General features: G+C 63.1%; 25 protein-coding genes, 1 tRNA gene and 1 pseudogene. 19 read left to right on the forward strand and 8 right to left on the reverse strand.

The features are described from left to right. The first annotated feature begins 2 nt into the window (after positions 1–2). From BC360_RS04900 to BC360_RS04920, 5 genes are all read left to right on the forward strand, one after another. The gene (locus BC360_RS04900; protein ID WP_065794481.1) at positions 3–713 is read left to right on the forward strand and encodes a uroporphyrinogen-III synthase; all 711 of its coding nucleotides are present in this window, start codon (positions 3–5) and stop codon (positions 711–713) included. A gap of 102 nt (positions 714–815) precedes the next feature. Next, entirely contained in the window at positions 816–2,054 is a 1,239-nt protein-coding gene (locus BC360_RS04905) for a COG4223 family protein (RefSeq protein ID WP_065780649.1), read from the forward strand. 11 nt (positions 2,055–2,065) lie between these two features. Then, positions 2,066–3,712: a heme biosynthesis protein HemY gene (locus BC360_RS04910; RefSeq protein ID WP_065794482.1), complete on the forward strand. Its 1,647-nt coding sequence runs from the start codon at positions 2,066–2,068 to the stop codon at positions 3,710–3,712. 26 nt (positions 3,713–3,738) lie between these two features. Next, the gene (locus tag BC360_RS04915) at positions 3,739–4,221 is read left to right on the forward strand and encodes a TerB family tellurite resistance protein (protein ID WP_065780643.1); all 483 of its coding nucleotides are present in this window, start codon (positions 3,739–3,741) and stop codon (positions 4,219–4,221) included. 1 nt (position 4,222) lies between these two features. After that, entirely contained in the window at positions 4,223–4,951 is a 729-nt protein-coding gene (locus BC360_RS04920; protein WP_065780634.1) for a glutamine amidotransferase, read from the forward strand. 67 nt (positions 4,952–5,018) lie between these two features. Here the strand turns inward: BC360_RS04920 and BC360_RS04925 are convergent, their stop codons facing one another. Continuing rightward, a complete protein-coding gene (locus tag BC360_RS04925; protein WP_065794483.1) occupies positions 5,019–6,260 on the reverse strand; it encodes an MFS transporter in 1,242 nt (413 codons plus the stop codon). Between the two features lie 133 nt (positions 6,261–6,393). Between BC360_RS04925 and BC360_RS04930 the strand changes: the two genes are divergently transcribed. Together BC360_RS04930 and BC360_RS04935 are read left to right on the forward strand one after the other, a co-directional pair. Beyond that, entirely contained in the window at positions 6,394–6,687 is a 294-nt protein-coding gene (locus tag BC360_RS04930) for a YggT family protein (protein WP_139109914.1), read from the forward strand. A gap of 4 nt (positions 6,688–6,691) precedes the next feature. Then, positions 6,692–7,009: a DUF167 domain-containing protein gene (locus tag BC360_RS04935; protein ID WP_065780627.1), complete on the forward strand. Its 318-nt coding sequence runs from the start codon at positions 6,692–6,694 to the stop codon at positions 7,007–7,009. Between the two features lie 109 nt (positions 7,010–7,118). On the opposite strand, the gene ppa is transcribed toward BC360_RS04935, so the two are convergent. The 4 genes from ppa to BC360_RS04955 form a co-directional block, all read right to left on the reverse strand. Then, positions 7,119–7,655 carry an inorganic diphosphatase gene (gene ppa, locus BC360_RS04940; RefSeq protein ID WP_025425109.1) on the reverse strand — a complete coding sequence of 179 codons (537 nt, stop codon included), beginning with the start codon at positions 7,653–7,655 and terminating at the stop codon, positions 7,119–7,121. A 186-nt stretch (positions 7,656–7,841) separates the two neighbouring features. Continuing rightward, positions 7,842–8,348, reverse strand: coding sequence for a GNAT family N-acetyltransferase (locus BC360_RS04945; RefSeq protein ID WP_065794484.1), 507 nt, complete (start codon positions 8,346–8,348; stop codon positions 7,842–7,844). A 207-nt stretch (positions 8,349–8,555) separates the two neighbouring features. Further along, on the reverse strand, positions 8,556–10,382 hold the full coding sequence (gene typA / locus BC360_RS04950; protein WP_065780623.1) for a translational GTPase TypA: 1,827 nt from the start codon (positions 10,380–10,382) through the stop codon (positions 8,556–8,558). Positions 10,383–10,583: 201 nt separating this feature from the next. Then, positions 10,584–12,146 (reverse strand): alkaline phosphatase D family protein, encoded by a 1,563-nt coding sequence (locus BC360_RS04955; RefSeq protein ID WP_065794485.1) that lies wholly within the window; start codon positions 12,144–12,146, stop codon positions 10,584–10,586. A 212-nt stretch (positions 12,147–12,358) separates the two neighbouring features. Here BC360_RS04955 and BC360_RS04960 point away from each other — a divergent pair. Further along, positions 12,359–12,823: pseudogene (locus tag BC360_RS04960) on the forward strand (class I SAM-dependent methyltransferase); the annotation flags it as partial. A gap of 167 nt (positions 12,824–12,990) precedes the next feature. After that, positions 12,991–14,298, forward strand: coding sequence for an amidase (locus tag BC360_RS04965; RefSeq protein ID WP_065794502.1), 1,308 nt, complete (start codon positions 12,991–12,993; stop codon positions 14,296–14,298). Between the two features lie 191 nt (positions 14,299–14,489). Here the strand turns inward: BC360_RS04965 and BC360_RS32295 are convergent, their stop codons facing one another. Beyond that, positions 14,490–14,651: a hypothetical protein gene (locus BC360_RS32295; protein WP_167590803.1), complete on the reverse strand. Its 162-nt coding sequence runs from the start codon at positions 14,649–14,651 to the stop codon at positions 14,490–14,492. Between the two features lie 266 nt (positions 14,652–14,917). Here BC360_RS32295 and BC360_RS04970 point away from each other — a divergent pair, with 266 nt between their 5' ends. The 3 genes from BC360_RS04970 to BC360_RS04980 all read left to right on the forward strand — a co-directional run bounded on the left by BC360_RS04970 (position 14,918) and on the right by BC360_RS04980 (position 17,442). Further along, a complete protein-coding gene (locus BC360_RS04970; RefSeq protein ID WP_065794487.1) occupies positions 14,918–15,430 on the forward strand; it encodes a hypothetical protein in 513 nt (170 codons plus the stop codon). A 317-nt stretch (positions 15,431–15,747) separates the two neighbouring features. Continuing rightward, positions 15,748–16,854 (forward strand): DUF937 domain-containing protein, encoded by a 1,107-nt coding sequence (locus tag BC360_RS04975; RefSeq protein ID WP_065794488.1) that lies wholly within the window; start codon positions 15,748–15,750, stop codon positions 16,852–16,854. A gap of 90 nt (positions 16,855–16,944) precedes the next feature. Then, a complete protein-coding gene (locus BC360_RS04980; RefSeq protein ID WP_065794489.1) occupies positions 16,945–17,442 on the forward strand; it encodes a hypothetical protein in 498 nt (165 codons plus the stop codon). Positions 17,443–17,577: 135 nt separating this feature from the next. On the opposite strand, the gene BC360_RS04985 is transcribed toward BC360_RS04980, so the two are convergent. Then, positions 17,578–17,667 (reverse strand) — tRNA-Ser (locus BC360_RS04985). Positions 17,668–17,968: 301 nt separating this feature from the next. Here BC360_RS04985 and rplU point away from each other — a divergent pair. From rplU to BC360_RS05005, 4 genes are all read left to right on the forward strand, one after another. Further along, positions 17,969–18,340 (forward strand): 50S ribosomal protein L21, encoded by a 372-nt coding sequence (rplU, locus tag BC360_RS04990; RefSeq protein WP_025425118.1) that lies wholly within the window; start codon positions 17,969–17,971, stop codon positions 18,338–18,340. 33 nt (positions 18,341–18,373) lie between these two features. Beyond that, positions 18,374–18,643, forward strand: a complete 270-nt coding sequence (gene rpmA / locus BC360_RS04995) for a 50S ribosomal protein L27 (RefSeq protein ID WP_034802646.1) — start codon at positions 18,374–18,376, stop codon at positions 18,641–18,643. A 131-nt stretch (positions 18,644–18,774) separates the two neighbouring features. Beyond that, entirely contained in the window at positions 18,775–19,407 is a 633-nt protein-coding gene (locus tag BC360_RS05000; protein ID WP_065780613.1) for a GNAT family N-acetyltransferase, read from the forward strand. Continuing rightward, on the forward strand, positions 19,404–19,988 hold the full coding sequence (locus BC360_RS05005) for a GNAT family N-acetyltransferase (protein ID WP_065780612.1): 585 nt from the start codon (positions 19,404–19,406) through the stop codon (positions 19,986–19,988). Before BC360_RS05000 ends, BC360_RS05005 begins: the two co-directional genes overlap by 4 nt. Positions 19,989–20,088: 100 nt before the next feature. Here the strand turns inward: BC360_RS05005 and BC360_RS05010 are convergent, their stop codons facing one another. Further along, positions 20,089–20,949, reverse strand: a complete 861-nt coding sequence (locus BC360_RS05010; RefSeq protein WP_065794490.1) for an endonuclease/exonuclease/phosphatase family protein — start codon at positions 20,947–20,949, stop codon at positions 20,089–20,091. 85 nt (positions 20,950–21,034) lie between these two features. Between BC360_RS05010 and obgE the strand changes: the two genes are divergently transcribed. Genes obgE through BC360_RS05025 form a run of 3 tightly spaced genes read left to right on the forward strand, consistent with a single transcriptional unit; the run spans position 21,035 to position 24,489 of the window. After that, a complete protein-coding gene (gene obgE, locus BC360_RS05015; protein WP_065794491.1) occupies positions 21,035–22,045 on the forward strand; it encodes a GTPase ObgE in 1,011 nt (336 codons plus the stop codon). A gap of 1 nt (position 22,046) precedes the next feature. Then, the gene (proB, locus tag BC360_RS05020; protein ID WP_065780605.1) at positions 22,047–23,216 is read left to right on the forward strand and encodes a glutamate 5-kinase; all 1,170 of its coding nucleotides are present in this window, start codon (positions 22,047–22,049) and stop codon (positions 23,214–23,216) included. Next, the gene (locus BC360_RS05025; protein ID WP_065780597.1) at positions 23,209–24,489 is read left to right on the forward strand and encodes a glutamate-5-semialdehyde dehydrogenase; all 1,281 of its coding nucleotides are present in this window, start codon (positions 23,209–23,211) and stop codon (positions 24,487–24,489) included. Before proB ends, BC360_RS05025 begins: the two co-directional genes overlap by 8 nt. Positions 24,490–24,498: the final 9 nt, after the last annotated feature.

The following is a 24,498-nucleotide window of genomic DNA, read 5'->3' on the forward strand; positions in this document are numbered from 1 at the left end:
CCATGCGGCTGCTCGTGACCCGGCCGCAGCCCGCCGCCGAGGCGACGGTCAGCCGGCTGGAGGCCATGGGTCATCGGCCGCTGCTGCTGCCGTTGGCACGAGCAGAACATTTGCCTGAGGCGGCGCGAAGAGCGCTCGAAAAGCCGCATGCCGGGATCGCCCTCACCAGCGCCGAAGCCGTTCGGGTGCTCGCCGAACTTGGCGCTGAACTGGAGGCGCATAAGACGGAACCCTGCTTCTGCGTCGGCGAGGCGACGGCCCGTGCGGCACGCGACCTCGGCTTCACCTCGGTCCACACGGGAGCCGGAACGGGCAAGAGCCTCGCGGACCTGATCGCGGCAACCCCTGTTGCATCTGAAACACCCCTGCTCTATCTCGCCGGATCGCCCCGCTCCGACGGACTTGAAGCCACGCTGCGGCGGCTTCAAGTCGAGCACGTCACTGTTGAATGCTACCGCATGCAGCCGATCGCGCACCCGCCCGAGGCTTTGGCGCGCCTGCTGTCCGCCGGCCAGCCGGAGGCTGTGCTGCTCTATTCCCATGACACCGCGCGACGCTTCGCCGCGCTTCTTGTCGAAGCCGGCCTTAAGGCCGCCGCCTTCTCGCCGCGCTACCTCTGCCTCAGCGCCGCCGTTGCCGGAGCCCTGCCGGACGGGACACCGGTCGAGGTCGCCTCAAGACCCGACGAAGAAAGCCTTTTCAGGCTTCTCTAATGCTATTTCGATCAAAAACGGAAGCAAGGGGGCTTTCCCTCACCGGCCAGCCTGACTAGGTTTGTTGCCAGAACCGACAGGCAACAACGGTAAGAGGTCACCATGGTATCGGAAAACCCGCCGCGCCGCTCGAAAGCCGAGAAAGAGCCGCTGACGATCGACCTTGAAGCGGAAAAAGCCGTGACGGAAGACGCCGAAGCAACGGCCGGCCGCGCGGCAACCGCCGATGAACCTACCGAAGTCTCCGAGACCGATGGCGCAGCGGAAGCCCGGCTCGAAGAGGAAATCGAGGAGCAGCGCGCCGATGCGGCAGCAGCCGCCTTCACCGAGGAGCCGCCGCATATCAGCCGCGAGCCTGAGGCAACCGCCGTGCAAAAGCCGCCGTCCAATGCCGGCTCATTGGCGGCCGGCATCCTCGGCGGCCTGGTCACGCTGCTCGGCTTCGGCGTGCTGCAATATGCCGGCTATATCCCCCCGCTCGGCCCCGACCGCGGCGCATCGACCACGGACATGACGCTTTCGAGCGAAATCCAGGCCCTGCGCGATCAGGTGGCCGGCATGCAGGTGCCAACAGCAACCGTCGACATCGCACCGCTTGAGAACCGCCTCGCCGCACTGGAGCAGACAACTGCACAACCGGGGGCCGGCGGAGCGGCAACCGCCGAGGTGACAGCGCTCCAAGCCGAAGTGTCGAACCTGACCAAGGAGATCGCCGCGCTGAAATCAGGCCTTGCCGAAGCGCGGCAATCGGCAACGGCGGCCAGGGCCGAACTGACAAGCCGCATCGATTCCGCCGAACAGAAACTCAACGAGCCTGCCAACGATATCCAGGTCGCCAAGGCCGTCGCCGTCACCGCGCTCAAGACCGCGATCGATCGCGGCGGGCCGTTCCTGGCTGAGCTCGATGCGCTCCGCAGCATTGCCCCTGATGAGGCCGCGGTGACCGGCCTCGCCCAGGATGCAACGACAGGCGTGGCAACGCGGACGGACCTTCGCCGGGACTTTGCAACGGTATCGGGAACAATGCTCGACGCGCTTGATCAGCCGGACCCGAACGAGGGCATCTTCGACCGCCTCGTGTCCAGCGCCATGTCGGGCATCCGCGTGCGCCCCGTCGGCAGCGTCGAAGGCGACACGCCGGAGGCCGTCGTCGCCCGCATCGAGGACAAGCTGAACAACGGCGACCTCAAGGGGGCCGCATTGGAATGGGACGGTCTTCCGGCAGCGGCCAAAACCGCTGGCGAAGCGTTCAAGGCCAAGCTCGACCAGCGTCTCCGGGTCGAAGGCATCATCGATGCTGCCGTCGCGGCGACGATGGACAAGTCCGGCACCCAGGGCTGAGGAAGACAGACATGATCCGCATTTTGATCTTCATCCTGATCGTCCTTTGCCTTGGCCTCGGCTTTGCGTGGCTCGCGGATCGGCCGGGCGAACTCTCGCTCGTCTGGCAGGGGCAGCTCATCGAAATGAGCCTGATGCGCGCGGCATCGCTGCTGATCTCGCTGATTGCCGCAATGCTGATCGCCATCTGGCTGGTACGCACAATCTGGCTGTCGCCGCACACCGTCACCCGCTATTTCCGCGCCCGAAAGCGCGACAGGGGCTATCAGGCGCTATCGACCGGTCTGATCGCTGCCGGCGCCGGCGACGCCAATCAGGCGCGCAAGATGACGGCCCGCACCCGCGGTTTGATCAGCGCCGACCAGGAACCGTTGATCCACCTGCTCGAAGCCCAGACGTTCCTGATCGAGGGCAAGTACGACGACGCGCGCAAGAAGTTCGAACTGATGGCCGACGATCCGGAGACGCGCGAGCTCGGCCTGCGCGGTCTCTATCTCGAAGCCAAGCGCCTCGGCGCGCACGAGGCAGCGCGCCAATATGCCGAGCGGGCGGCCGAAAAGGCGCCGCACCTGCCCTGGGCGACGCTTGCGACGCTCGACAGCCAGAGCCAGGCCGGACAATGGGACGACGCGCTGCGCCTGCTTGACCAAAGCCGGACAGCCCATGTGCTTGAACGCAAGGAGGCCGACCGCAAGAAGGCCGTGCTTCTGACCGCCCGCGCCATGAGCCGCCTTGACGGCGATGCCAAGGCTGCCCGCGACGATGCGCTTGCCGCGCTCAAGCTTGACGAACACCTGGTGCCTGCCGCCCTCGTCGCGGCAAAGGCGCTGTTTCGCGAGGATAGTCTGCGCAAGGGAGCGTCGATCCTCGAAAAGGCGTGGAAGCACGAGCCGCATCCCGATGTTGCCCGCCTCTACGTGCGGGCGCGCGGCGGCGACACGGCGGTCGACCGGCTGAAGCGCGCGAGAAAGCTCGAATCGCTGCGTCCAAACAATGCTGTCGCCATGGCAGCCGTCGCCGAGGCCGCACTCGAGGCCCGCGAGCTTCTGCTTGCCCGCACCAAGGCAGAGGCGGCAGCCCGGCTGGAGCCGACTGAGAGCATCTTTCTGCTGCTCGCCGACATCGAAGAGGCCGACACCGGTGACGAGGGCCGCATCCGCCACTGGATGGCCCAGGCCCTGAAGAGCCCGCGCGATCCCGCCTGGACCGCCGACGGCGTGACCTCGCCCACCTGGCTGCCGGTCTCGCCCGTCAGCGGGCGGCTCGACGCCTTCGAATGGAAAGCACCGGCCCTGCAGCTTGCCGCACAGGTCGAGGATGGCCATCTGAGCGCCGATGAAGCCATCCGCAGCCTGCCGCCAGTGGTGGCCGAGCACCATCCCGTAGCCCACGGTCCGGCACCGACGAAACAGGTTGTCGATACGCCGGTGATCATCGAAGCAGCGCCCGAAACGCCGCGGGAGCGCGCGGAGCCGATCAAGGTGGTGGAGGCCAGGAAGCCGGCCCCGATCGTCGAGAAGACACGCGAGAAGGAAGGTGCGTCCAATGGCGAGCAGGTCGCCGACCCGTTCTTCGGCCGTCCTCCGGACGATCCTGGCGTGCGGGAACCGGCTGCCGGCGAAAAAGTGCCGGAAAAGACCAGTTTCCGATTGTTCTGAGTTTTTGAGGGGCTGTGGGCGAAAACATGTTTGAACGGTTCCGGACGTTTCTCGAGGGCCTGACCGGCCCGACGACGCGGATCGAGAGGGGTGACCCGCGCGTGGCGGTCATCGCACTCTGCATTCAGGTAATGGAGGCGGACGGCAAGATCCTCGCCTCCGAGCAGCGCAAGATGCGCACGATCATCAAGCAGCATTATGCACTCGACGATGCGGCACTCGGCGCGCTGGTCGAAGCCGGTAAATCCGCCGAGAGCGAGGCGATCGACTTCTATCAGTTCACCGCCGAAGTGAAGCGGCACCTTTCCGAGGAGCAGCGCATCGAATTGATCGGCATGCTCTGGGAAATCGTCTACGCCGACGGCGAGCGCAGCGAGATGGAAGACCATGTGATCTGGCGGATCGCCGATCTTCTCGGCGTGTCCGGACGGGACCGGGTCTTGAAGCGACGGGAGGTCGCGGCAAGGATCGATGCGGCGGAAGAAAGCGAACCGCAACAGGAAAGCTGAAATGCCGATACCCGCCGAGATCGACAGGAAACCCATCCTCATCGTCCTGCACCAGGAGCGATCGAGCGCCGGCCGTGTCGGCCAGATCCTCACGCAGAAGGGTTTTCCCCTCGACATCCGTCGTCCGGCGCTTGGCGACGAGCTGCCTTCGACGCTCGAACACCACGGCGGCACGATCATCTTCGGCGGCCCGATGAGCGCCAATGACGAGGAGGATTTCGTCCGTCGCGAGATCGACTGGCTGTCGGTGCCGCTGAGCGAAAACAAGCCCTATCTCGGCATCTGCCTCGGCGCACAGATGCTGGCGCGCAATCTCGGCGGCAAGGTTGCGCCGCATCATGAAGGTATGACGGAAATCGGCTGGTATCCGCTGGTGGCCACCGAAGCCGGCCGGGCGCTGATGGACTGGCCGGCCATGGTCTACCATTTCCATCGCGAGGGTTTCGATCTGCCGGCTGGAGCCGAACTGCTGGCGACCGGCGAAACCTATCCGAACCAGGCCTTCCGCTATGGCGACAATGCCTGGGGCATCCAGTTTCACGGCGAACTGACGCGCGCCATGATGCATCGCTGGGTCGTGCACGGCGCGCACCGCTTCGAGCTGCCTGGCGCCCAGATGGGCAAGGCCCATCTCGACGGTCGCATGCAGCACGATGCGCCGTTGCGCACCTGGATGGAGAATTTCCTCGATCTCATCTTTCTGCACGCCGGCGACAGGAAGACGGCCTGACGGCAAGCCTCGGCCGGGAGAACCTGCGCATTTGCTGGCGGAAAACCGCAGCTTTCCTGGAAGGGTTTTAGCGGTGGTGCTTTGGCACGTCGAGCGTGTCGATCTTGCGCAACTGCGGGAAGCCGAGCGCCCAGAGCGCCGACACCAGAAGCGTGCCCGCACCGCCGAAAGCAACAGCAAAGACCGCGCCGAAGCCGGAAGCCATCATGCCTGCCCGGAATTCGCCAAGCTCATTGGAGGCGCCGACGAACACCATGTTGACCGCATTGACGCGACCGCGAAGCTCGTCCGGCGTCCACAGCGTGATCAGGATCTCGCGCACATAGACCGAGATCATGTCGGCAGCGCCCATGACGACGAGTGCTGCGATCGATACCCACGGCGTTGCCGACAGACCGAAGACGACGGTGCCGAGGCCGAAGAGAGCAACGCCGGTGAACATGTAGAAACCGGCGCGGTGACGGATGGGGTGGGCGGCCAGCCACACCGCCATGCCGACGGCGCCAACGCCGGGGGCGGCGCGCAGTAAGCCGAGACCCCATGGGCCAAGATCAAGGATATCGCGGGCAAAGACCGGCATCAGCGCGACGGCGCCACCAAGCAGCACCGCGAAGAGATCGAGCGAGATCGCACCCAGCACCACCTTCTCCGCCTTGATATAGCGGAAACCGGCGGTGATTGTCTCCCAGCTCTGCGCCGACGCTTTGGAGCGCGCCGCCGGCTTCGGAATGGCAAACACCATCAGCGCCGCAGCGGCGAAGAAGCAGACGCCGACGGCATAGGGCGCGACGGGGCCGAAGCCATAGATCAGGCCGCCTGCGACCGGACCGACGATCATCGCCGTCTGCCACGATGTCGAATTCCAGGCGATCGCATTGGGCAGATCTTCGGGCGTTACCAGATTGGGTGCCAGCGACTGCGAGGCGGGCGCCAGAAACGCGCGCTCGATGCCGAAGACGATCAGGATGGCATAGACCGGCCAGGGCGAGAAAAGGCCCATGACCGTCAGCATGAGCAGCGCCACGGCGCAAAGTGTGCTGATCACCATGCAGATGCCCATGATCATGCGCCGGTTGTAGCGATCGGCAACCGATCCGGTGACCAGGATCAGCACGAGCGACGGCAGGAACTGGAAGAGCCCGATAAGCCCGAGATCGAACGGATCGCGCGTCAGGTCGTAGATCTGCCAACCGACCGCAACGGAGATGATCTGGATGGCGAAGTAGGCAAGGAAGCGCGAGAAGAAATAACGACGATAACCGACATGCCGAAAGGCGCCGAAACGGTGGGTGACATGAACGGCGGACATAGGGGAGACGCTCCTCGATGGTACCGATCTTTGTCCGATCCGTGTTAAACATGATCGCGCACGGCAAATCGGCGTACTTGCTCGTTTAGGTCTCAATGTCTACATGTCTGTCAATAACGATTTGGAGACCGGCATGATTGCTGTCATCGGCACCTTGAACTTTATTATCAACATCGCGTGGTTTCTGATCATCGCGTCAGCCATCTTTTCCTGGCTCTACGCGTTCAACGTCATCAACGTGAACAACCAGGCGATCAACATGATCGGCCGCTCGCTCTACCAGCTGACCGAGCCGCTCTATCGTCCGATCCGCCGGGTCCTGCCCAACATGGGTGGCGTCGATCTTTCGCCGCTGGTCGTGCTGGTGATCCTCTATTTCATCCAGCTGTTCCTGAACACGACGATCGCGTCGGCGCTGTTGCGCTGATCCATTGACGAGCCAAGCGTTCACCGCCCACGGCGATCACGTGCGCGTCACCGTTCGACTGACACCGAACGGCGGACGCGACGGGATCGATGGGGTGGAGAGTGGCGCCGACGGACAGGACCATCTCAAGGTCCGCGTGCGCGCCATTCCGGAAAAGGGCAAGGCCAACCAGGCCCTGATTGCCGTGCTCTCGAAAGAGATCGGCGTCGCCAAGAACCGCATTTCTTTTATCTCGGGCGAAACGCAGCGCAAAAAAATCCTCCGGATCGACGCCGACCCGGAGGATGTTTTGAAACGGCTTGCCGAGCTGATCGGCGATTAAGCTACAGCGCCGCGCGTCAAACATGACGCGCAAAGGACGCTGTAACACCTTAAAGTTGCTGCATAATTTTATCCTTAAATCGATCTCGATTTCAGGAATTATGCAGTACTTACTTCTTTTCGCCCTTGGCGCGCTCGACAGCTTCCTTGATCAGCTGCTTGGCGACGGAGGCATCCTTCCAGCCGAAAATCTTCACCCACTTGCCGGGCTCCAGATCCTTGTAGTGCTCGAAGAAGTGCTCGATCTGCTTGAGCGTGATTTCCGGCAGGTCGGTGTACTCATGCACCTTGTCGTAGCGCTGCGTCAGGTGACCCGACGGAACCGCGATGATCTTTTCGTCCTGGCCGGAGTTGTCCTCCATCATCATCACGCCGATCGGGCGGACATTGATGACGCAGCCCGGAACGAGCGGACGGGTGTTGCAGATCAGAACGTCGATCGGATCGCCATCGTCGGAAAGCGTGTGCGGCACGAAGCCGTAGTTCCCCGGATAGGTCATCGGCGTGTAGAGGAAACGGTCGACGACCAGCGTGCCGGCTTCCTTGTCCATCTCGTACTTGATGGGATGGCCGCCAACGGGAACCTCAACGATCACGTTGACATCTTCTGGTGGATTCTTTCCGATGGAAATCGCGTCAATGCGCATGGACTACTCCAGGGTCAGTTTGGAAGTTTGCCCGTCGGATAAAGGGAAACATGCCGCGATGCAATATAACTTTCGTCCGCAGCACAGATTCAACCGGGCGTTTTTGTCGTTGCCGAGTGGAGTGATTTCGGGAAGGCTGGCTGCGGCTACCGCAACAACCAGAGAAGACCTGGATGGCAGCAGGCGTCAGTTCCAGGCAAAGCCGACCTTCTTGAGGTGCTTGTCGCCGAAATCTTCCATGCCTTCGGCGATATCGCTGCCGCCGGCGCCCTGGAAGAAATGATAGGCGTGATCGCTGTCTTCGAGGCACCAGACGACCAACCCCCTGCAGCCGAGCGACCGCAGCAGGCTCTTGGCTTCGCCGAAGAGAACCCGCCCCAGGCCGATGCCCTGATATTCCGGCCGCAGGTAGATCTCGTAGATTTCGCCTTCCTGCGGCAGCGCCTTGGCGCGGCTAAGGCCAAGCGTCGCATAGCCGGCAATCGTTCCCGCCACGTCGACGACCAGCAACGTCGCCGGACCCCGCGTCGCCTTGCGCCACCAGACCTCGTCTCGACGATTGACCATCTGGATCAACGGGCGGTGCGGAATGATGCCGCCATAGGCCTGCAGCCATGAAACGCGATGCACGTCGGCAATCGCCGCCGCCTCTTGCGGTTCTCCAGGCCTGACCTCGATCGAAACAGTCTTCATGACTCACGACTCTAAACACACACAGGGCGAACAGGAATCCCGCCCGGGAGCCGCGTCGCGTTAACCCACAGGCAACTTTAACGGCATCCTATGGAAGGTTAACGCCTTTTTAACTTTATCCGCAAGCCGCCCCCTGCTGGCACACACAGCAAAAAACCCCGGATTGCTCCGGGGTTTCGCAAACTGCCTGCTTTTGTCGGCTGACGTTTAAGCGGCGCCGGCCGTACGCGACTTCTCGAAGCGCTTGCGGTCGTTCGAGTCGAGGTAAAGCTTGCGCAGCCGGATCGACTTCGGCGTCACTTCGACAAGCTCGTCGTCCTGGATCCAGGACAGTGCGCGCTCGAGCGTCATGCGGATCGGCGGCGTCAGCTTGACGGCTTCGTCCTTGCCCGAGGCGCGCATGTTGGTGAGCTTCTTGCCCTTCAACACGTTGACTTCGAGATCGTTGTCGCGCGTGTGGATGCCGATGATCATGCCGGCATAGACCTTCTCGCCGGCATCGATGATCATCGGGCCGCGGTCTTCCAGGTTGAACATGGCATAGGCGACCGACTCGCCGGCGTCGTTGGAAAGCAGCACGCCGTTGACGCGGCCACCGATCTCGCCCTTGTACGGCTGGTAGGCGTGGAACAGACGGTTCATGACCGCCGTGCCGCGCGTATCCGTCAGCAGTTCCGACTGGTAGCCGATCAGGCCGCGGGTCGGAGCGAAGAACACCAGACGGACGCGATTGCCGCCGGAAGGACGAAGCTCGACCATCTCGGCCTTGCGTTCGGACATCTTCTGAACGACGACGCCGGAATGCTCCTCGTCAACGTCGATGACCACTTCTTCGATCGGCTCGAGCAGCTGGCCGTTGTCATCCTTGTGCATGACGACGCGCGGACGCGAGACGGCCAGTTCGAAGCCTTCGCGGCGCATGGTTTCGATCAGAACCGCGAGCTGCAATTCGCCACGGCCCGACACGAAGAACGAATCCTTCTCGGAGGATTCCTCGATCTTCAGCGCAACGTTGCCTTCGGCTTCCTTGAACAGACGGTCGCGGATGACGCGGCTCGTCACCTTATCGCCTTCGGTGCCGGCAAGCGGGCTGTCGTTGACGATGAAGGACATGGTGACGGTCGGCGGGTCGATCGGCTGTGCGGTCAACGCTTCGGAGACCGACGGGTCGCAGAAGGTGTCGGCGACGGTGCCCTTGGTCAGGCCGGCGATCGCGACGATATCACCTGCTTGCGCTTCTTCGATCGGCTGACGCTCGATGCCGCGGAAGGCGAGGATCTTCGAGATACGGCCGGTTTCGAGCAGCTTGCCGTCCTGGCCGAGGACCTTGACGGCCTGGTTCGGCTTGACCGAGCCGGAATGAACCCGGCCGGTGATGATGCGGCCGAGGAAGGGGTTGGCTTCCAGAATCGTGCCGATCATGCGGAACGGGCCTTCGGCAACCGTCGGCTCGGGAACATGCTTGAGCACGAGGTCGAGAAGCGGCGCCATGCCCTGGTCCTTCGGACCTTCAGGCGCAACGTTCATCCAGCCGTCACGGCCCGAACCGTAAAGAATCGGGAAGTCGAGCTGCTCATCGCTGGCGTCGAGGTTTGCAAAGAGGTCGAAGACCTCGTTGATGACTTCTTCGTGGCGGCCGTCCGGACGGTCGATCTTGTTGATCGCGACGATCGGCTTCAGGCCGACCTTCAGCGCCTTGCCGACGACAAACTTCGTCTGCGGCATCGGGCCTTCGGAGGCGTCGACGAGAACAATGGCGCCGTCCACCATCGACAGGATGCGCTCGACTTCGCCGCCGAAGTCGGCGTGGCCGGGGGTGTCGACGATGTTGATGCGCGTTCCCTTCCACTCGACCGACGTCGCCTTGGCAAGAATGGTGATGCCGCGCTCTTTTTCGATGTCGTTGGAGTCCATGACGCGTTCGGCAACGCGCTGGTTTTCGCGGAACGAGCCCGACTGCTTCAGAAGCTCGTCGACAAGGGTCGTTTTCCCATGGTCGACGTGCGCGATAATCGCGATGTTACGAATGCTCATTTTTCGTCTCGGAAGGTTTAGGGCACGCCCCAATGGGCCACGCCGCTTTTTCAATGGTCGCGCTCATACAGGTTTTTTTGCGATTGCGAAAGGGGGGCGCACGCAAGAGCCCGATGCCAAAGCCCCGGCAGGCCATGGGTTTGCAACCGGGAAGGGTCTCGCCAACCGGGTTTGAGAGGCCGTCGGACGCAGCCGAGATGCTCATGCAATCGCCGCCGGATCGAGCGTCACCCGCCACAGTTCCTGGTCCTGCCGATCCATCAGCCGCACGGTCATCTGCTTCGTCTGGCCGTTGATATCGACGATGCCGAAGAACTGCAGGCCGGCAGAAGGCGGCAGGTTGCTGTCGACGCCTCCGCCCGATGCCTTGATGAAGCGCACGTCCGGGCCGAAGGTCATGTCCAGCTCCTTCGGACCATAGGTGCCGGAATGCAAGGGACCGGAAACGAACTCCCAGAACGGCAGGAAATCCTTGAAAGCCGCCCGCGACGGATCGTAGTGGTGCGCCGCCGTGTAATGCACGTCCGCCGTCAGCCAGACGAGGTTGTCGATGGCATTGTCCCTGATGAAGCGGAGCAGTTCGGCGAATTCGGTCTCGCGCCCGGTCGGCGGGCCGTTGTCGCCATCGGCGATGGCATCGGAACCGCGCCTGTTGGCATAATCGTCCCAGACGACGAGACCGATCGGCATGTCGCAGGCAATCACCTTCCAGACGGCGCGCGAAGACGCCAGCTCCCGCTTCAGCCAGTCCGCCTGTCGCCAGCCGAACAGGCCGTTATCCCCCTCTCCCTGGTTGGGACCGCGATAGGATCTGAGATCGACGAAGAAGACATCAAGCAGCGGGCCGTAAGCGATCTTGCGGAAGATGCGGCCGGGCTGCGTCGGCGGCGTGCGGATCGGCGTCATCTCATTGAACGCCCGCGCCGCGCGCGCGGCGTAGACCGCGACATTTTTTTCCGGATAGCGCGGATCGTCGCTCAGGTCCGTCGAGGCCGACCAGTTGTTCAGAACTTCGTGGTCATCCCATTGATAGAAGGTCGGACAGACGGCATTGAGGTCACGGACATGCTCATCGAGCAGATTGTACTTCCATTGGCCGCGATACTCCTCGAGCGTGCGCGCCACGTCGCGCTTCTCATGCGTCACCACCCGGTTCTTCCAGATGCCGCCGTCGCGCAATGTGATCTCGTCGGGAATGGGATTGTCGGCGTAGATCGTGTCGCCGGAATGGATGAAGAAGTCCGGCTCATGCAGGCGCATGGTGGAATAGGTCTTCATGCCGACATCGTCGATGCCCCAGCCCTGGCCGGCCGTGTCGCCGGACCAGACGAAGCGGACCGAGCGCCTGCGCAAGGGCGCGGTGCGAAACCGGCCGATCACCGGTTCCGACACCCGATTGACGTCGTAAAGATCGGTCGCGGTGAAGCGATAGAAGATGTCCTGATCAGGCAGGAGATCCTCAAGCGGACATTTCACCGCACAATCCGTCTGCGGCGTCGCGGTAAGATCGGCAAGGCGAACCGGATTGGAAAAGCTCTCGGTCGTCGAATAGTCGAGCGTCACCCGCGACGGCCTGTCGACCCGCGTCCACACCATGCCGGAACTTGCGTCGACATCGCCCGACTGCACGCCATGGATGAATTCCGGCCGACCGTAGCCGCGGGCATAAAACGGCGTTGCAAGACCGGATGACGCGACAAGGCCGGCGGCGCCGGCAGACAGAAGGAAGGAACGGCGGGACAGCGTGGTGAGGATTTCGGCCAAACAAGCCTCCGGTTCGAGCCCTGCGAAAGCGGGATTTCGCGTGCCGGACCTTTGGTTATTCGCATGTCAGCGACTTAACAGCGGCGTGAAACTATTTGAACGGTTTCGCGACAGTTCGGTGAATAGAGCGCCTTCGCACGCTTTACGGTCAGCCGCCCCGCGCGACCGCAGCAGTGCTGTTTCCGCAACCTGTCGGCTTGACGCCGGGCGGACTTGCCGATGCGGAAAACACCATGGAACCGGACGAGAGCTACGACGCCATCGTGTGCCGCCATCTCGTCTGGACCTTGACCCAGGCGACACTTGAGGAATGGTTCCGGTTGTTGAAGCCCGGCGGCAAGCTGCTGGTCTTTGATGGCGACTGGGCCAGGCCGACCACCCTTGGACGCCTCGCAACCTGGACGATCCGCCAGATCGATCGGGTGATCGGGCCGGACAATCACTACGACGGCGCACTCAGCGATCGCGACGCAACGATCATGCAAAACCTGCCCTTCGGTGACGGCCTGACCATGAAGGCATTGCTGCCGATGCTAAAGGCTGCCGGCTTCGAGACCATCGAGCAGACGCCCCACCAACCGATCGCCGCCGCACAGCGAAAAACCGCAAACCTGCGAAACTGCCTGCGCACCTTCGTCTATCGCCGCTTCATTCTCTGCGCACATAAACCCGTCTGAATGGCCATGTTGCACCGAGGTGCGCACAGGATCCGACCTGATGGCATTTGCCGACAGCCCTGCTATGAAGATTGCCGTCTTTGCCGACAGCGACCTTCGCGCCCGGCGACGGACGAAACGCTTCCTCTCGCCGCCCGGCGACGTCAGATATCGGCAGGTCCCTCAACGTGTCCCAATCGAACACTCCCGCGCGTGATCACCTCGAACAGATCCTGAGCCGGCTCGATGCCCGCCGGGACAACGAGAAGGCCTATGTCAGGCTCTACGCCGAGAGTGCCCGCATCGAGGCCGATGCTGCCGATCGCCGCCGGCAGATCGGCGCCACGCTGGGACCGCTCGACGGCAAGATCGTTTCGATCAAGGATCTTTTCGACGTTGCCGGAGAACCAACGCTCGCCGGCTCGATCATCAAGCGCACGGCGGCCGTGCCGAAACAGGACGCCGTCGTCGTCAAGAGATTGCGCGCCGCCGGCGCCGTGATCGTCGGCAAGACCCATATGACTGAATTCGCCTTCACCGCGGTCGGCCTCAATCCCCATTATCCGGTGCCCGGCAATGCCACGGATGAGAGCCTGATCCCCGGCGGCTCGTCCTCGGGCGCGGCGGTGTCGGCGGCCGAAGGCACCTGCGACATCGCCATCGGCTCCGACACCGGCGGTTCCGTGCGCATCCCGGCGGCGCTGAACGGCCTTGTCGGCTTCAAGCCGACCGCCCGTCGCGTGCCGCTCGACGGCGCCTTCCCGCTTGCTCCGAGCCTCGATTCGATCGGCCCGCTCGCCCACACGGTCAGCGACTGCGCGCTTACCGATGCGGTTTTGGCTGGCGAGCCGGCAACGGCACTGGCGCCACGCCCGGTTGCCGGCCTGCGCATCGGGGTGCCACGCGGCCAGCTTCTAGCCGAGCGCTCTGCCGAGATTGCCGCGGCCTTTTCAGCCAGTCTCGACCGCCTCACTGCTGCCGGCGCCGTCCTTGTCGATTGCACCATCGACGATCTGATCGACCGCTTGAGGGAGGCGACCGCGATCGGTTCGATCGCCGGCCTCGAGGCAAGCCGTCTGCATGCCGACTGGCTTTCGGACCAGGATGCGCCGGTGGACGTCAGGGTTTCATCGACGCTCCGGCGTCGCATGCTGACGCCGCAGACAGCGCTCGATGCGCTGCTGGAGACGAGAGCAGGCTTGGTCGGCGACATGGACGCACGGCTCTCCGCCTACGACCTCATCGTCTTGCCGACGACGCCGATCGCCGCAGTCCCTATCGTTTCCGTGGAGGCGGATGAGGCGGAGTACGATCGTGTCGAGGGTCTGCTGCTGCGCAACTGCCAGGTCGCCAATCAGTTCGACCTGACCGCCATCACCCTGCCGATGCCGGGACAGACGCGCCCCGCGGGCCTCATGTTGGTGGGGAGAAACGGAATGGACAAAACGCTGTTGGCGGTTGCCGCATCGGTGGAGGCGCTGTTGCGGGACAACTGAGGCGGCAGACCACACCCAAGTTCGATCGGTGCAGCCCCAAAATCTGAACCGTCTCGAGCGCTCCGCGTCGGGGCGCCCATGTCGTATGGCCATGAAATGTGGCTGGCGAATCGAACGGCGTTGCGGCCCGTTTCCACCGGCAAAGCACATGAGTACGCCTTTGTGGCGAACGGGGGCTTCGCTGACCCGCCTCAATGCATCGTTTCGCCGGAAATTTCGTCACGAAGAATGCGGAACGCATCCTCGAGTGCTGCCACCAGCACATTGGTCAGCTCTTCACCGTCGTTGTTCATGAGGAAGAGGGCAACGGCCTTATCCTGCGGATCGGCATAGTGCTCGACATCGTTTGACATATCATCGTCCTTTGTTCGCCGCGTCACATCCCGGCTCTTGGCGCGATGGTATAAAGGCCGACTTGCGCAAAGCTTGACGGACAAACCGCACATGACACTCTTGTCGCGGCGTGGTCTCCCGCATCCCGGCCACTTTCCGCTTCGTTCGGGCCTCGCCCTCTCGAAACAGGTGGCCCGATATGCACAGCGCGGCGTCACCGCCTTTTTGCTCGCCCTTGCCCGCTCGGCAGGTTAGAGGACGTGGGAGATGAACGTCGGAACTGAAAATGTCGAAGAAGCCGAAACGCGATAACGCCTACTATGAGCAGCGATTGAAGGCGGAGTTCCCGGACGTCTACGGCGATGTGCTCGCCGGCAGGATCTCCTCCCTGCGCAAGGCTCTGGTCATCGCCGGCCTGAAGCCACAGCGAACCCGCCTCGAAAAACTCAAGAATTCGTGGGCGAAGGCAACGCCCGGCGAGCGAGACGGCTTTCTGACCTGGTTGACGATAACGGGCGCGCTGCCCATCGCCTCGGCACCGTCGTCCACCACAGCCCTCTCTCCGGAGCCCTTGCCTGCAGGCACTGCCATTGCCAGCGGCCGCTACCTGCTTCCTTCCACAATTACCCGCATCAGGGCGATCATGGTCAAGCGCCGGCTGAAACCTGGCGATGTCATGCTCGAAATGGGCTTCTCGTCCGATGGGCAGTCTCTCGCCCGTGCGCTTGCCAAGAATGCAAGCCTGAGACTTGCGGTGATTGCCGGACTGGAGGCGTGGCTGCGCACGCATGAAGACTGACTGAAGGATCGCAGCTTCGCCTGATCCCTGTAATACGCATCAGCTCATTCCCGGCCGTCGAATTGGGCGCGGCATTGCCTTTTCCGCTCCCGGCCGCAACCAACCAATGACGAAGCCCCCTTGTTTCCAAAGGTTGTCGAGAACTGGCGCAATACATCCACAAGTGCTAATATTTTCGAGCCCAGGGTTCCTGGCGAACAAATCTCGCAGTCGATAATCAGATAACGCGAATTGCTTGCAGCCAATTGCCGCGCCGTCGAGCCCCGCTCGATGAGCAGAGTCGTTTTTTCGACGACATCAACGTGGAGGAAAAGCCAATGGCCAGCAATCTTGTTTCCTACATCGCGCAGATGCTTACCCCTGACATGATCGCACGAATCGCTTCGGCACTGGGCCTCGACAGCGGCAAGGTGCAGAGCGCTGTCGGCGCAGCAGTCCCCGCAGTCCTGGCGGGACTGGCCGGCATCGCCGCGCAACCGGGCGGCGCCCAAAGGATCGCCGACACTGCCAAGCAACAGAGCGGATCGCTCGACAATCTCATGGGAATGCTGGCGGGCGGCGACCAGGCATCGCTTACCCAGAACGGGTCACAGATCATCTCATCGCTGTTTGGCGCCAAGGACGGCAGTGCGCTGGCAAGTGCCATAGGCGGGGTTTCCGGCATGGATCAAAGGGCGAGCGGCTCGCTGCTTGCAACGCTTACTCCACTTGTCATGGGCGGTCTTGCCCGGCAAAGCGGTGGAGACCTGAGCGCCAACGGCATCGCCGGATTGCTCGCCAGTCAGAAGGACAACATCGCCGCCGCATTGCCGTCCGGCGTCAGGGACCTGCTTGGCGGCACGGGCCTGCTCGGCTCGCTCGGCGCTTCGGCGCAAGCCGCTGCAGCCTCCGCCAGTCAAGCCGCCCGCAGCGCTGTGGCGACGGCCTCCACGGTCGGCGGCGCCGGCCAACGCGCAGCCGCAGCCACAGTTCCTACCTCATCGCGCAATTGGCTCTATTGGGTGATTGCCGCCCTCGTGCTTGCAGGCGTGCTTTTCTACCTGTTCGGTAGACAAAGCGAACAGGTCGCGCCGCAGGCCGGCACGCCAGAACAGAGCTTGACGGCTGGCGGCCTTGATATCGGCCAGCAGATCAAGGACAGCATGGCCAGCCTGCAGACGACACTGACCGGCATTACCGATGCCGCCTCCGCCACGGCAGCCCTGCCGAAGCTGGAAGACGTCTCGAGCCAACTCGACAAGGTCAGCGGTGTCGCCGGGCAATTATCAGCCGGGCAAAAGGCAGCACTCACGGCCCTGATCACGCCGATGATGTCGACGCTCAATGGGTTGTTCGACAAGGCTTTGGCCATCCCCGGCGTTTCCGAAATCCTGAAACCCACAATCGATGCGTTGAAGACGAAGCTGACGGCCCTGTCGGCCTGACGTTGCGAGCAATCGCTGGCAGCCGGCGCGCCCCTCGGGGGATCGGCAATACCTGTCTTGGTCAAGAAATCGAACGAAGGAGGGTCGGCCATGGCTGACAAATCAACATTCACCCCGGAAGAATGGACGTTGCTTCTGGAGAGCGTGATGATGGCCGGCATTGCCGTGACCGCGGCGGAGCCGAGCGGCCTGTGGGGCATGCTCAAGGAGGGCCTCGCCAACAGCAGCGCGCTGCTGCAGGCAAAAACCGACGCCGCTGCAAATCCGCTTGTCAAAGCGCTCGTCGGCGACTTCGAAACCTCGGAAGGGCGCGCAGCCGCACGCGACGGTCTGCAGGCAAAGCTCAAGGGCGCCAAGCCTGAGGACATGAAGGCCAGATGCATCGAAACACTGCAGCAGGCCCGAACGGTCGTCGAGACCAAGGCGCCGACCGACGCCGGCGCCTTTACCGCATGGCTTTACCAGATCAGCCAGCGTGTCGCGGAAGCCGCCAAGGAAGGTGGCTTCATGGGTTTCGGCGGGGTCGCGGTGAGCGAGGCGGAGAAGGCAACCCTGTCGGAAATATCGGCGGCGTTGAAAGTCGCTTAGCGCAGCGGCCGCACCGCTGGAACAAGACACACCGTCAATCGGGCCTTTGCCGTCCTTGCGAAATTCGCAACGCTGTCTTTGGTCTGTTTGACGAACTGCAATGTGATTGCAACTATCGAGGCAATAAAGAGCCAATGGCGGAGAGGGTGGGATTTGAACCCACGATACCCTTGCAGGTATGCCGCATTTCGAGTGCGGTGCATTCGACCACTCTGCCACCTCTCCGCATAGTCGGTCGGCGCTTGTTCGGCGCGGTCGGGTTCATAGCGGCAGATTCGGGTGCTGGCAAGTGCCTCATTGAAGAATATCCAATGTGGCGAATGCCTTCTTCTTGACAGACGGCAGCGTTTCCCGTAATTCGCGCAATGAAGTGGTGTGGCTTGCCCTCACCGCAGCGGGTGTGATTTGCGCCCATTCACCGGCAGGGCCTCGGGAATGATCCCGGAATTCTGCTCAAAATGTCGACTGACAAAAAGACGGCCTTGCCCACGGGCAAAGAGCCGGCCCGAACATGAAAGGATAAAGAATGTTCGCAGTCATCAAGACCGGCGGTAAGCAGTACCGCGTGGCAGCCAACGACGTCGTAACCATCGAAAAGCTGGAAGGCGTTGCAGGCGACAAGATTGAATTCACCGAGATCCTGATGGTCGGCGTCGGCGCCGATGCAACCATCGGCGCTCCGTTTGTCGAAGGTGCCGTTGTTAGCGCCGAAGTCGTTGAACAGGGCCGCGCCAAGAAGGTCATCGCCTTCAAGAAGCGTCGCCGCCAGAACTCCAAGCGCTCGCGCGGTCACCGCCAGCACCAGACGACCGTCCGCATCCTGGACATCGCTGCTGCCGGTGGCAAGGCAAAGAAGGCTTCCAAGAAGTCTGAAGCCGCCGCTGAAGCTGCAAACTGAGTTTTGGGATCGAAGGTTTAAAGGAGAACACCAATGGCACACAAAAAAGCTGGCGGTTCGTCGCGCAACGGTCGCGATTCTGAGTCCAAGCGCCTTGGCGTGAAGAAGTTCGGCGGCGAGAACGTCATCGCCGGCAACATCATCGTGCGTCAGCGCGGCACCAAGTGGCATCCGGGCGCCAATGTCGGCCTCGGCAAGGACCATACGATTTTTGCGCTTACGGCAGGTAACGTGGACTTCCGTACGAAGGCCAATGGCCGCGTGTACGTGTCTGTAATGCCGAAAGCGGAAGCAGCGGAATAAGCCGGTAGCGCTCTAAAACAGCCGGCGTCTCATCGACCCGGCTGACGCACCTAACGGTTCCAAGCCAGACCTAAAAAGGGGAGATGGGGCAATACCCAACTCCCCTTTTTTTCGTTTCTGGAGGACGAACCATGCAAACCGAGCTACTGAGGGAAGACCAATCACGGTCTCCCGAACAAAGGCTGAGGCCCCAACGGTCAAGGACCGATTGCCCGATATTGTTGTCACCCCGGCTCGTCCTGCGTGCCCCCCATGAAGACGATATCGACGCCCTTGCCCATCTTGCCAACAATGCCAATGTCGCCACCATGGTTTCGCGCATGCCGCACCCGTATACGACGGCCGATGCCGCCGATTTCGTGCGACGCGCCAAAGCCGGCACGATTGGCAAGTGCGTCTACGCGATTACGAAAGCGGATAATGGCGCATTCCTCGGTTGCTGCGGTATCGAGCCGCATCCCGATGGCAAGACGGCAGAACTCGGCTACTGGCTGGGCGAACCCTATTGGAACCAGGGTTATGCCACCGAGGCTGCCCAGGCCCTGACCGACATGGCCTTCCGCACCCGCGACATCGACCAGATCGATGCGCGCTGCCGGGTCATGAACCTGGCATCACGCCGGGTCATCCAGAAGTGCGGCTTCCAGTTCCAGGGCAGCGGCATGGTCGGCAGCCTGGCGCTCGGCGGATCGATCGCCGTCGAATGGTACCGGCTCGACCGCAAGACCTGGGTTTCGCTGAGAAGCTGGGGAGGCATGCGATGAACGCGCTTGCTTCCGAACGGTTGCGCACCGTCGTCCAACCCGGCCCCGGGCCCTGCCCGGTCATCGAGACCAGGCGTCTGGTGCTGCGACCCCATCGACGCAGCGATGCCGAGGCGATCGCCCAGTCGCTCGGCGATTTCCAGGTGGCGCGCATGCTTTCGCGCGTGCCCGCTCCCTACGATCAGCAGGACGCGCTCGATTGGCTGGCGAGCCAGACCTCGGGGCTGACCCCCGACTGGACGCTGGCGATCACCACCGGCGACGACGTGCATATCGGCTGCATCGGCATCGAGCTCAGGCACGGGCAATGGCATGTCGGTTACTGGCTGAACCGGTTCTACTGGAGCAAGGGCCTGGCAAGCGAAGCCGCCTATGCCGCGATCGAGCGCTTCTTCCGGCGGATGCCGGAAACGACCTTGCATTCCGGCGTCTTCGCGGACAATCCGGGATCGCTCAAGGTCCAGGAAAAGCTCGGCTTCCAGATCACCGGATGCAGCCAGATCTATGCGCTCGCCCGCAATGCCATGGTCGCGCATATCGAAACGCGGTTGACCGCGGCGGATTTGCGTCGGCCGCACTGAAGCAGGTCTCGCAAAAGCGTGAAGCGGTTTTGCGATAAAGACATGGTTGAAAAAGAAACTCCCCCCGCGAAGCATGCCTTCGCGGGGGGGGGGGCTTTTGTCATTCGAGTTCGAAGCCGATCGGAAGATGATCGGACCCCTTGGCGTCATAGTCGGTCCAGGCGTCTTTCAGACGCGGCACCAGGCCGGCGCTGATGAAGCAATAGTCGAGATGCATGCGCCTTTGAGGATCGTCGGGATGAACCCAGCTATAGCTTTCCGGCGTCAGCCGACCGAGATGGGCGAGCGCATCGACCGGGTTTTCAAGCCTCAGCGAGCGTCCATAATAGGCGTCGCGGGAGCCGGTCATCTCGCAATATTCAGGCGTTTCCGGCTCCATGTTGAAATCGCCCATGACGACGAAATCCTCCGGATGCGGCGGCTCGGCAAAGCCGAAATCCGCAGCACCGGTGATGCCGCCGCCCTCGAGCGGATAGCCGAGCAGCCGCTCCTTGAGAAATCGGATCTGGGCGATGCGCTCGGCGGGAAGCACATGGTCGAGATGCACGGAATAGACGCGCAGCGGCCCGTCCGGAGTGGCGATCAGTGCCTCCGTCGCACCGCGCTGCAGGTTCATCGGGCTGATGGTCCGGGTGCGGGGAAGAGAAATCATCCGGGCCGACAGGATCGGCCAGCGCGACAGGATCATGTTGCCGAACTGGAAGCGCCGGCTGACGGCGCGCCCGTCTTCGACCGTCGAGCCGATATCGATGTCGCAAGGCGCGTGGAAGGCAACGAAATGACCGGGGAAATGCGCCTCGAAACGGGCAACCAGATCGACGTGGCCATTGCGGTGAAAACCGCGCGTCACTTCCTGCAGCGCGATGACGTCGGCGCCGTCGAGCGTTACCGCGATGCGCTCGAGGTCAAACTGACCGTCAAGACCGATGCCGTATTGGATGTTGTAGCTGGCAAACCGCACGATATTCTTTGACCTCCGGATGAACCGCCTATATCGATGGCGGCAAAATACGACCGCGCGAATACACCGAACATATGGCAGCCCAATGAAATTTCTCGACGAAACGAAAGTCTACATACGCTCCGGCGACGGCGGCGCAGGCGCCGTGTCGTTCCGTCGCGAAAAGTTCATCGAATTCGGTGGACCGGACGGCGGTGACGGCGGCCGCGGCGGCGACGTCTGGGTCGAGGCGGTCAACGGCCTCAACACCCTGATCGATTTCCGCTACCAGCAGCACTTCAAGGCCAAGACCGGTACGCACGGCATGGGCCGCAACCGCACGGGCGCCGGCGGCGCCGATGTGACGCTGAAGGTTCCGGTCGGCACCCAGATCTTCGAGGAAGACAGCGAGACGCTGATCGTCGACATGGTCGCCGAGGGCCAGCGCTACCGGCTTGCCGCCGGCGGCAATGGCGGCTTCGGCAACGCCCACTTCAAGTCCGCCACCAACCAGGCGCCGAGCTGGGCCAATCCTGGCCTCGAAGGCGAAGAAAAGACCATCTGGCTGCGGCTGAAGCTGATCGCCGACGCCGGCCTCGTCGGCCTGCCCAATGCCGGAAAATCGACCTTCCTTGCCGCCTGTACCCGGGCGCGACCGAAGATCGCCAACTATCCCTTCACCACGCTGCACCCGAACCTCGGCGTCGCCACCATCGACGGCAACGAGTTCATCATCGCCGACATTCCTGGCCTGATCGAAGGCGCGCATGAAGGCGTGGGCATCGGCGACCGTTTCCTCGGCCATGTCGAGCGCACGCGCGTGCTGCTGCATCTCGTCTCCGCCCAGGAAGAAGACGTCGCCAAGGCCTACAAGACCGTGAAGCACGAGCTCGAAGCCTATGGCGGCGGGCTCGAAGACAAGCCCGAGATCGTCGCGCTGGCGCAGATCGACGTGCTCGACGAGGACGAACTGAAGGTGAAATCCAAGGCCCTGGCAAAGGCCTGCGGCGAGCAGCCCCTTCTGCTTTCGGCCGTCACCAGCAAGGGCATGACCGAAGCACTGCGGGCGCTGCGCACCGTCATTGTCGCGGCAAAGTCCGGAGAAGAGAACGTCTGACATGACGAAGACCCGCAAGCCGCTTCAAAAGTATCGCCGGGTCGTCATCAAGATCGGGTCGGCCCTGTTGGTCGACCGCGCGACCGGGCTGAAAAAGGCCTGGCTCGATGCCATGTGCGCCGACATCGCCGCCCTCAGAGCCAAGGGTGCCGACGTTCTCGTCGTCTCCTCCGGCGCCATCGCGCTTGGCCGAACCGTATTGAAGCTGCCGGCGGGCGCCTTGAAGCTTGAAGAAAGCCAGGCGGCTGCGGCCGTCGGCCAGATCGCGCTTGCGCGCGCCTGGTCGGAAAGCCTTTCGGCCGACGCGATCGTCGCCGGCCAGGTGCTTTTGACGCTCGGCGACACCGAGGAGCGCCGCCGCTATTTGAACGCCCGCGCCACGATCAATCAGCTCCTGAAGCTCGGCGCCGTGCCGATCATCAACGAGAACGACACGGTCGCCACCACCGAGATCCGCTACGGCGACAACGATCGCCTGGCCGCCCGCGTCGCCACCATGATCGGAGCAGACCTGCTGGTGCTGCTTTCCGACATCGACGGTCTCTACACGGCGCCGCCGCATCTCGACCCCAACGCCCGTTTCCTCGACGCGATCGCGGAGATCACGCCCGAAATCGAAGCGATGGCAGGGGGTGCCGCCTCCGAGTTGTCGCGCGGCGGCATGCGCACCAAGATCGACGCCGGCAAGATCGCAACCACCGCCGGCTGCGCCATGATCATCGCCTCGGGCAAACCCAACCATCCTCTGGCGGCCATCGAGGACGGCGCTCGCTCGTCTTGGTTCGCGCCTTCGGGATCGCCGGTGACCGCACGCAAGACCTGGATTGCCGGACAGCTGCTGCCCGCCGGCACGCTCGCAATCGATGCCGGCGCCGAGGATGCCCTGCGTTCCGGCAAGAGCCTGCTGCCCGCCGGCGTGCGCGAGGTGAAGGGCACCTTCAGCCGCGGCGACACCATTGCCATTCTCGGCGCATCGGGCCGCGAGATCGCCCGCGGGCTTGCCGGCTATGATGCCGACGAGGCGCGCCAGATCGCCGGCAAGAAATCCGCCGAGATCGCGGCGATCCTCGGCTACGCCGGCCGCGCCGCCATGGTGCATCGCGACGATCTGGTGATGACCGGCAAACGCGCCGACGAGAAGGACGGCCGGAGGGATGAAGTCCATGCTTGACGAAGTGAAGAAGGAAGACGTCGAGAGCGTCATGCTGGAGATCGGCCGCCAGGCGAAGGCCGCAAGCCGCCCGCTTGCCGTTGCCACTGCCGAGCGCAAGCACGCAGCCCTCGTCGCCATGGCCGAGACGGTCGTCAATCGCCGGGACGAGATTCTTGCCGCCAATGCGATCGATCTTGAAAACGCCCGCCAGTCTGGCGTCGCCGCCTCCTTCATCGACCGCCTGACGCTGACGGAAAGCCGTATCCGCGACATGGCGAACGGCATTCGCGCGATTGCCGAATTCAGGGATCCGGTCGGCGACGTCATCGCCGAGTGGGATCGCCCCAATGGCCTGCATATCGAGCGCGTTCGCACGCCGCTCGGCGTCATCGGCGTGATCTACGAGAGCCGCCCGAACGTGACGGCTGACGCCGGCGCGCTGTGTCTGAAGGCCGGCAATGCCGTTATCCTGCGCGGCGGCTCCGACAGCTTCCATTCCTCGCGCGCCATCCATGCCTGCCTCGTCGAGGGCCTGAAAGCCGCCGGCCTGCCCGAACATGCGATCCAGATGGTGCCGGTCGCCGACCGCGCCGCCGTCGGTGCCATGCTGTCCGGCCTCGGCGGCACGATCGACGTGATCGTTCCGCGCGGAGGGAAAAGCCTCGTCGCGCGGGTCCAGAACGAGGCGCGCGTGCCGGTGTTCGCCCATCTCGAAGGCCTCTGCCACATCTATGTCGACGCATCCGCCGATCTCGCCATGGCCGAAAAGATCGTCGTCAACGCCAAGATGCGCCGCACCGGCATCTGCGGTGCCGCCGAAACGCTGCTGATCGACAGCAATGCCGCGGGCACGCTGGCAAAGCCGCTGCTTCAGGCGCTGCTCGCGGCCGGCTGCGAAGTGCGGGTGTCCGGGGAGCTTGCCGGTAGCGTCGATGGCCTGAAGCCGGCGACCGACGCGGATTGGTCGACGGAATATCTCGACGCGATCATCTCGGTCCGGCTGGTGGACGGCATCTCCGGCGCGATCGAGCACATCAACACCTGGTCGTCGGCGCATACCGAGGCCGTGATCGCCGAAAATGCTGATGTCGTCGAGCGTTTCTTCGCCGAGATCGATTCCGCCATCCTCCTGCACAATGCCTCGACCCAGTTTGCCGATGGCGGCGAGTTCGGCATGGGTGGCGAGATCGGAATTGCCACCGGCAAGATGCACGCCCGCGGCCCTGTCGGCGTCGAGCAGCTGACATCGTTCAAGTATCGCGTGCGCGGTGCCGGACAGGTCAGGCCCTGACGTGACATC

Origin of the sequence: Ensifer sp. LC163, assembly GCF_001695855.1 — a bacterium.
Taxonomy (GTDB): domain Bacteria; phylum Pseudomonadota; class Alphaproteobacteria; order Rhizobiales; family Rhizobiaceae; genus Ensifer.

Bases quoted from the DNA above. Each gene is read 5' to 3' on its own strand.
- BC360_RS04900 (WP_065794481.1), top strand. From the start codon at position 3: ATGCGGCTGCTCGTGACCCGGCCGCAGCCCGCCGCCGAGGCGACGGTC.
- BC360_RS04905 (WP_065780649.1), top strand. From the start codon at position 816: ATGGTATCGGAAAACCCGCCGCGCCGCTCGAAAGCCGAGAAAGAGCCG.
- BC360_RS04910 (WP_065794482.1), top strand. From the start codon at position 2,066: ATGATCCGCATTTTGATCTTCATCCTGATCGTCCTTTGCCTTGGCCTC.
- BC360_RS04915 (WP_065780643.1), top strand. From the start codon at position 3,739: ATGTTTGAACGGTTCCGGACGTTTCTCGAGGGCCTGACCGGCCCGACG.
- BC360_RS04920 (WP_065780634.1), top strand. From the start codon at position 4,223: ATGCCGATACCCGCCGAGATCGACAGGAAACCCATCCTCATCGTCCTG.
- BC360_RS04925 (WP_065794483.1), bottom strand. From the start codon at position 6,260: ATGTCCGCCGTTCATGTCACCCACCGTTTCGGCGCCTTTCGGCATGTC.
- BC360_RS04930 (WP_139109914.1), top strand. From the start codon at position 6,394: ATGATTGCTGTCATCGGCACCTTGAACTTTATTATCAACATCGCGTGG.
- ppa (WP_025425109.1), bottom strand. From the start codon at position 7,655: ATGCGCATTGACGCGATTTCCATCGGAAAGAATCCACCAGAAGATGTC.
- BC360_RS04945 (WP_065794484.1), bottom strand. From the start codon at position 8,348: ATGAAGACTGTTTCGATCGAGGTCAGGCCTGGAGAACCGCAAGAGGCG.
- typA (WP_065780623.1), bottom strand. From the start codon at position 10,382: ATGAGCATTCGTAACATCGCGATTATCGCGCACGTCGACCATGGGAAA.
- BC360_RS32295 (WP_167590803.1), bottom strand. From the start codon at position 14,651: ATGTCAAACGATGTCGAGCACTATGCCGATCCGCAGGATAAGGCCGTT.
- BC360_RS04970 (WP_065794487.1), top strand. From the start codon at position 14,918: ATGTCGAAGAAGCCGAAACGCGATAACGCCTACTATGAGCAGCGATTG.
- BC360_RS04975 (WP_065794488.1), top strand. From the start codon at position 15,748: ATGGCCAGCAATCTTGTTTCCTACATCGCGCAGATGCTTACCCCTGAC.
- BC360_RS04980 (WP_065794489.1), top strand. From the start codon at position 16,945: ATGGCTGACAAATCAACATTCACCCCGGAAGAATGGACGTTGCTTCTG.
- rplU (WP_025425118.1), top strand. From the start codon at position 17,969: ATGTTCGCAGTCATCAAGACCGGCGGTAAGCAGTACCGCGTGGCAGCC.
- rpmA (WP_034802646.1), top strand. From the start codon at position 18,374: ATGGCACACAAAAAAGCTGGCGGTTCGTCGCGCAACGGTCGCGATTCT.
- BC360_RS05000 (WP_065780613.1), top strand. From the start codon at position 18,775: ATGCAAACCGAGCTACTGAGGGAAGACCAATCACGGTCTCCCGAACAA.
- BC360_RS05005 (WP_065780612.1), top strand. From the start codon at position 19,404: ATGAACGCGCTTGCTTCCGAACGGTTGCGCACCGTCGTCCAACCCGGC.
- obgE (WP_065794491.1), top strand. From the start codon at position 21,035: ATGAAATTTCTCGACGAAACGAAAGTCTACATACGCTCCGGCGACGGC.
- proB (WP_065780605.1), top strand. From the start codon at position 22,047: ATGACGAAGACCCGCAAGCCGCTTCAAAAGTATCGCCGGGTCGTCATC.
- BC360_RS05025 (WP_065780597.1), top strand. From the start codon at position 23,209: ATGCTTGACGAAGTGAAGAAGGAAGACGTCGAGAGCGTCATGCTGGAG.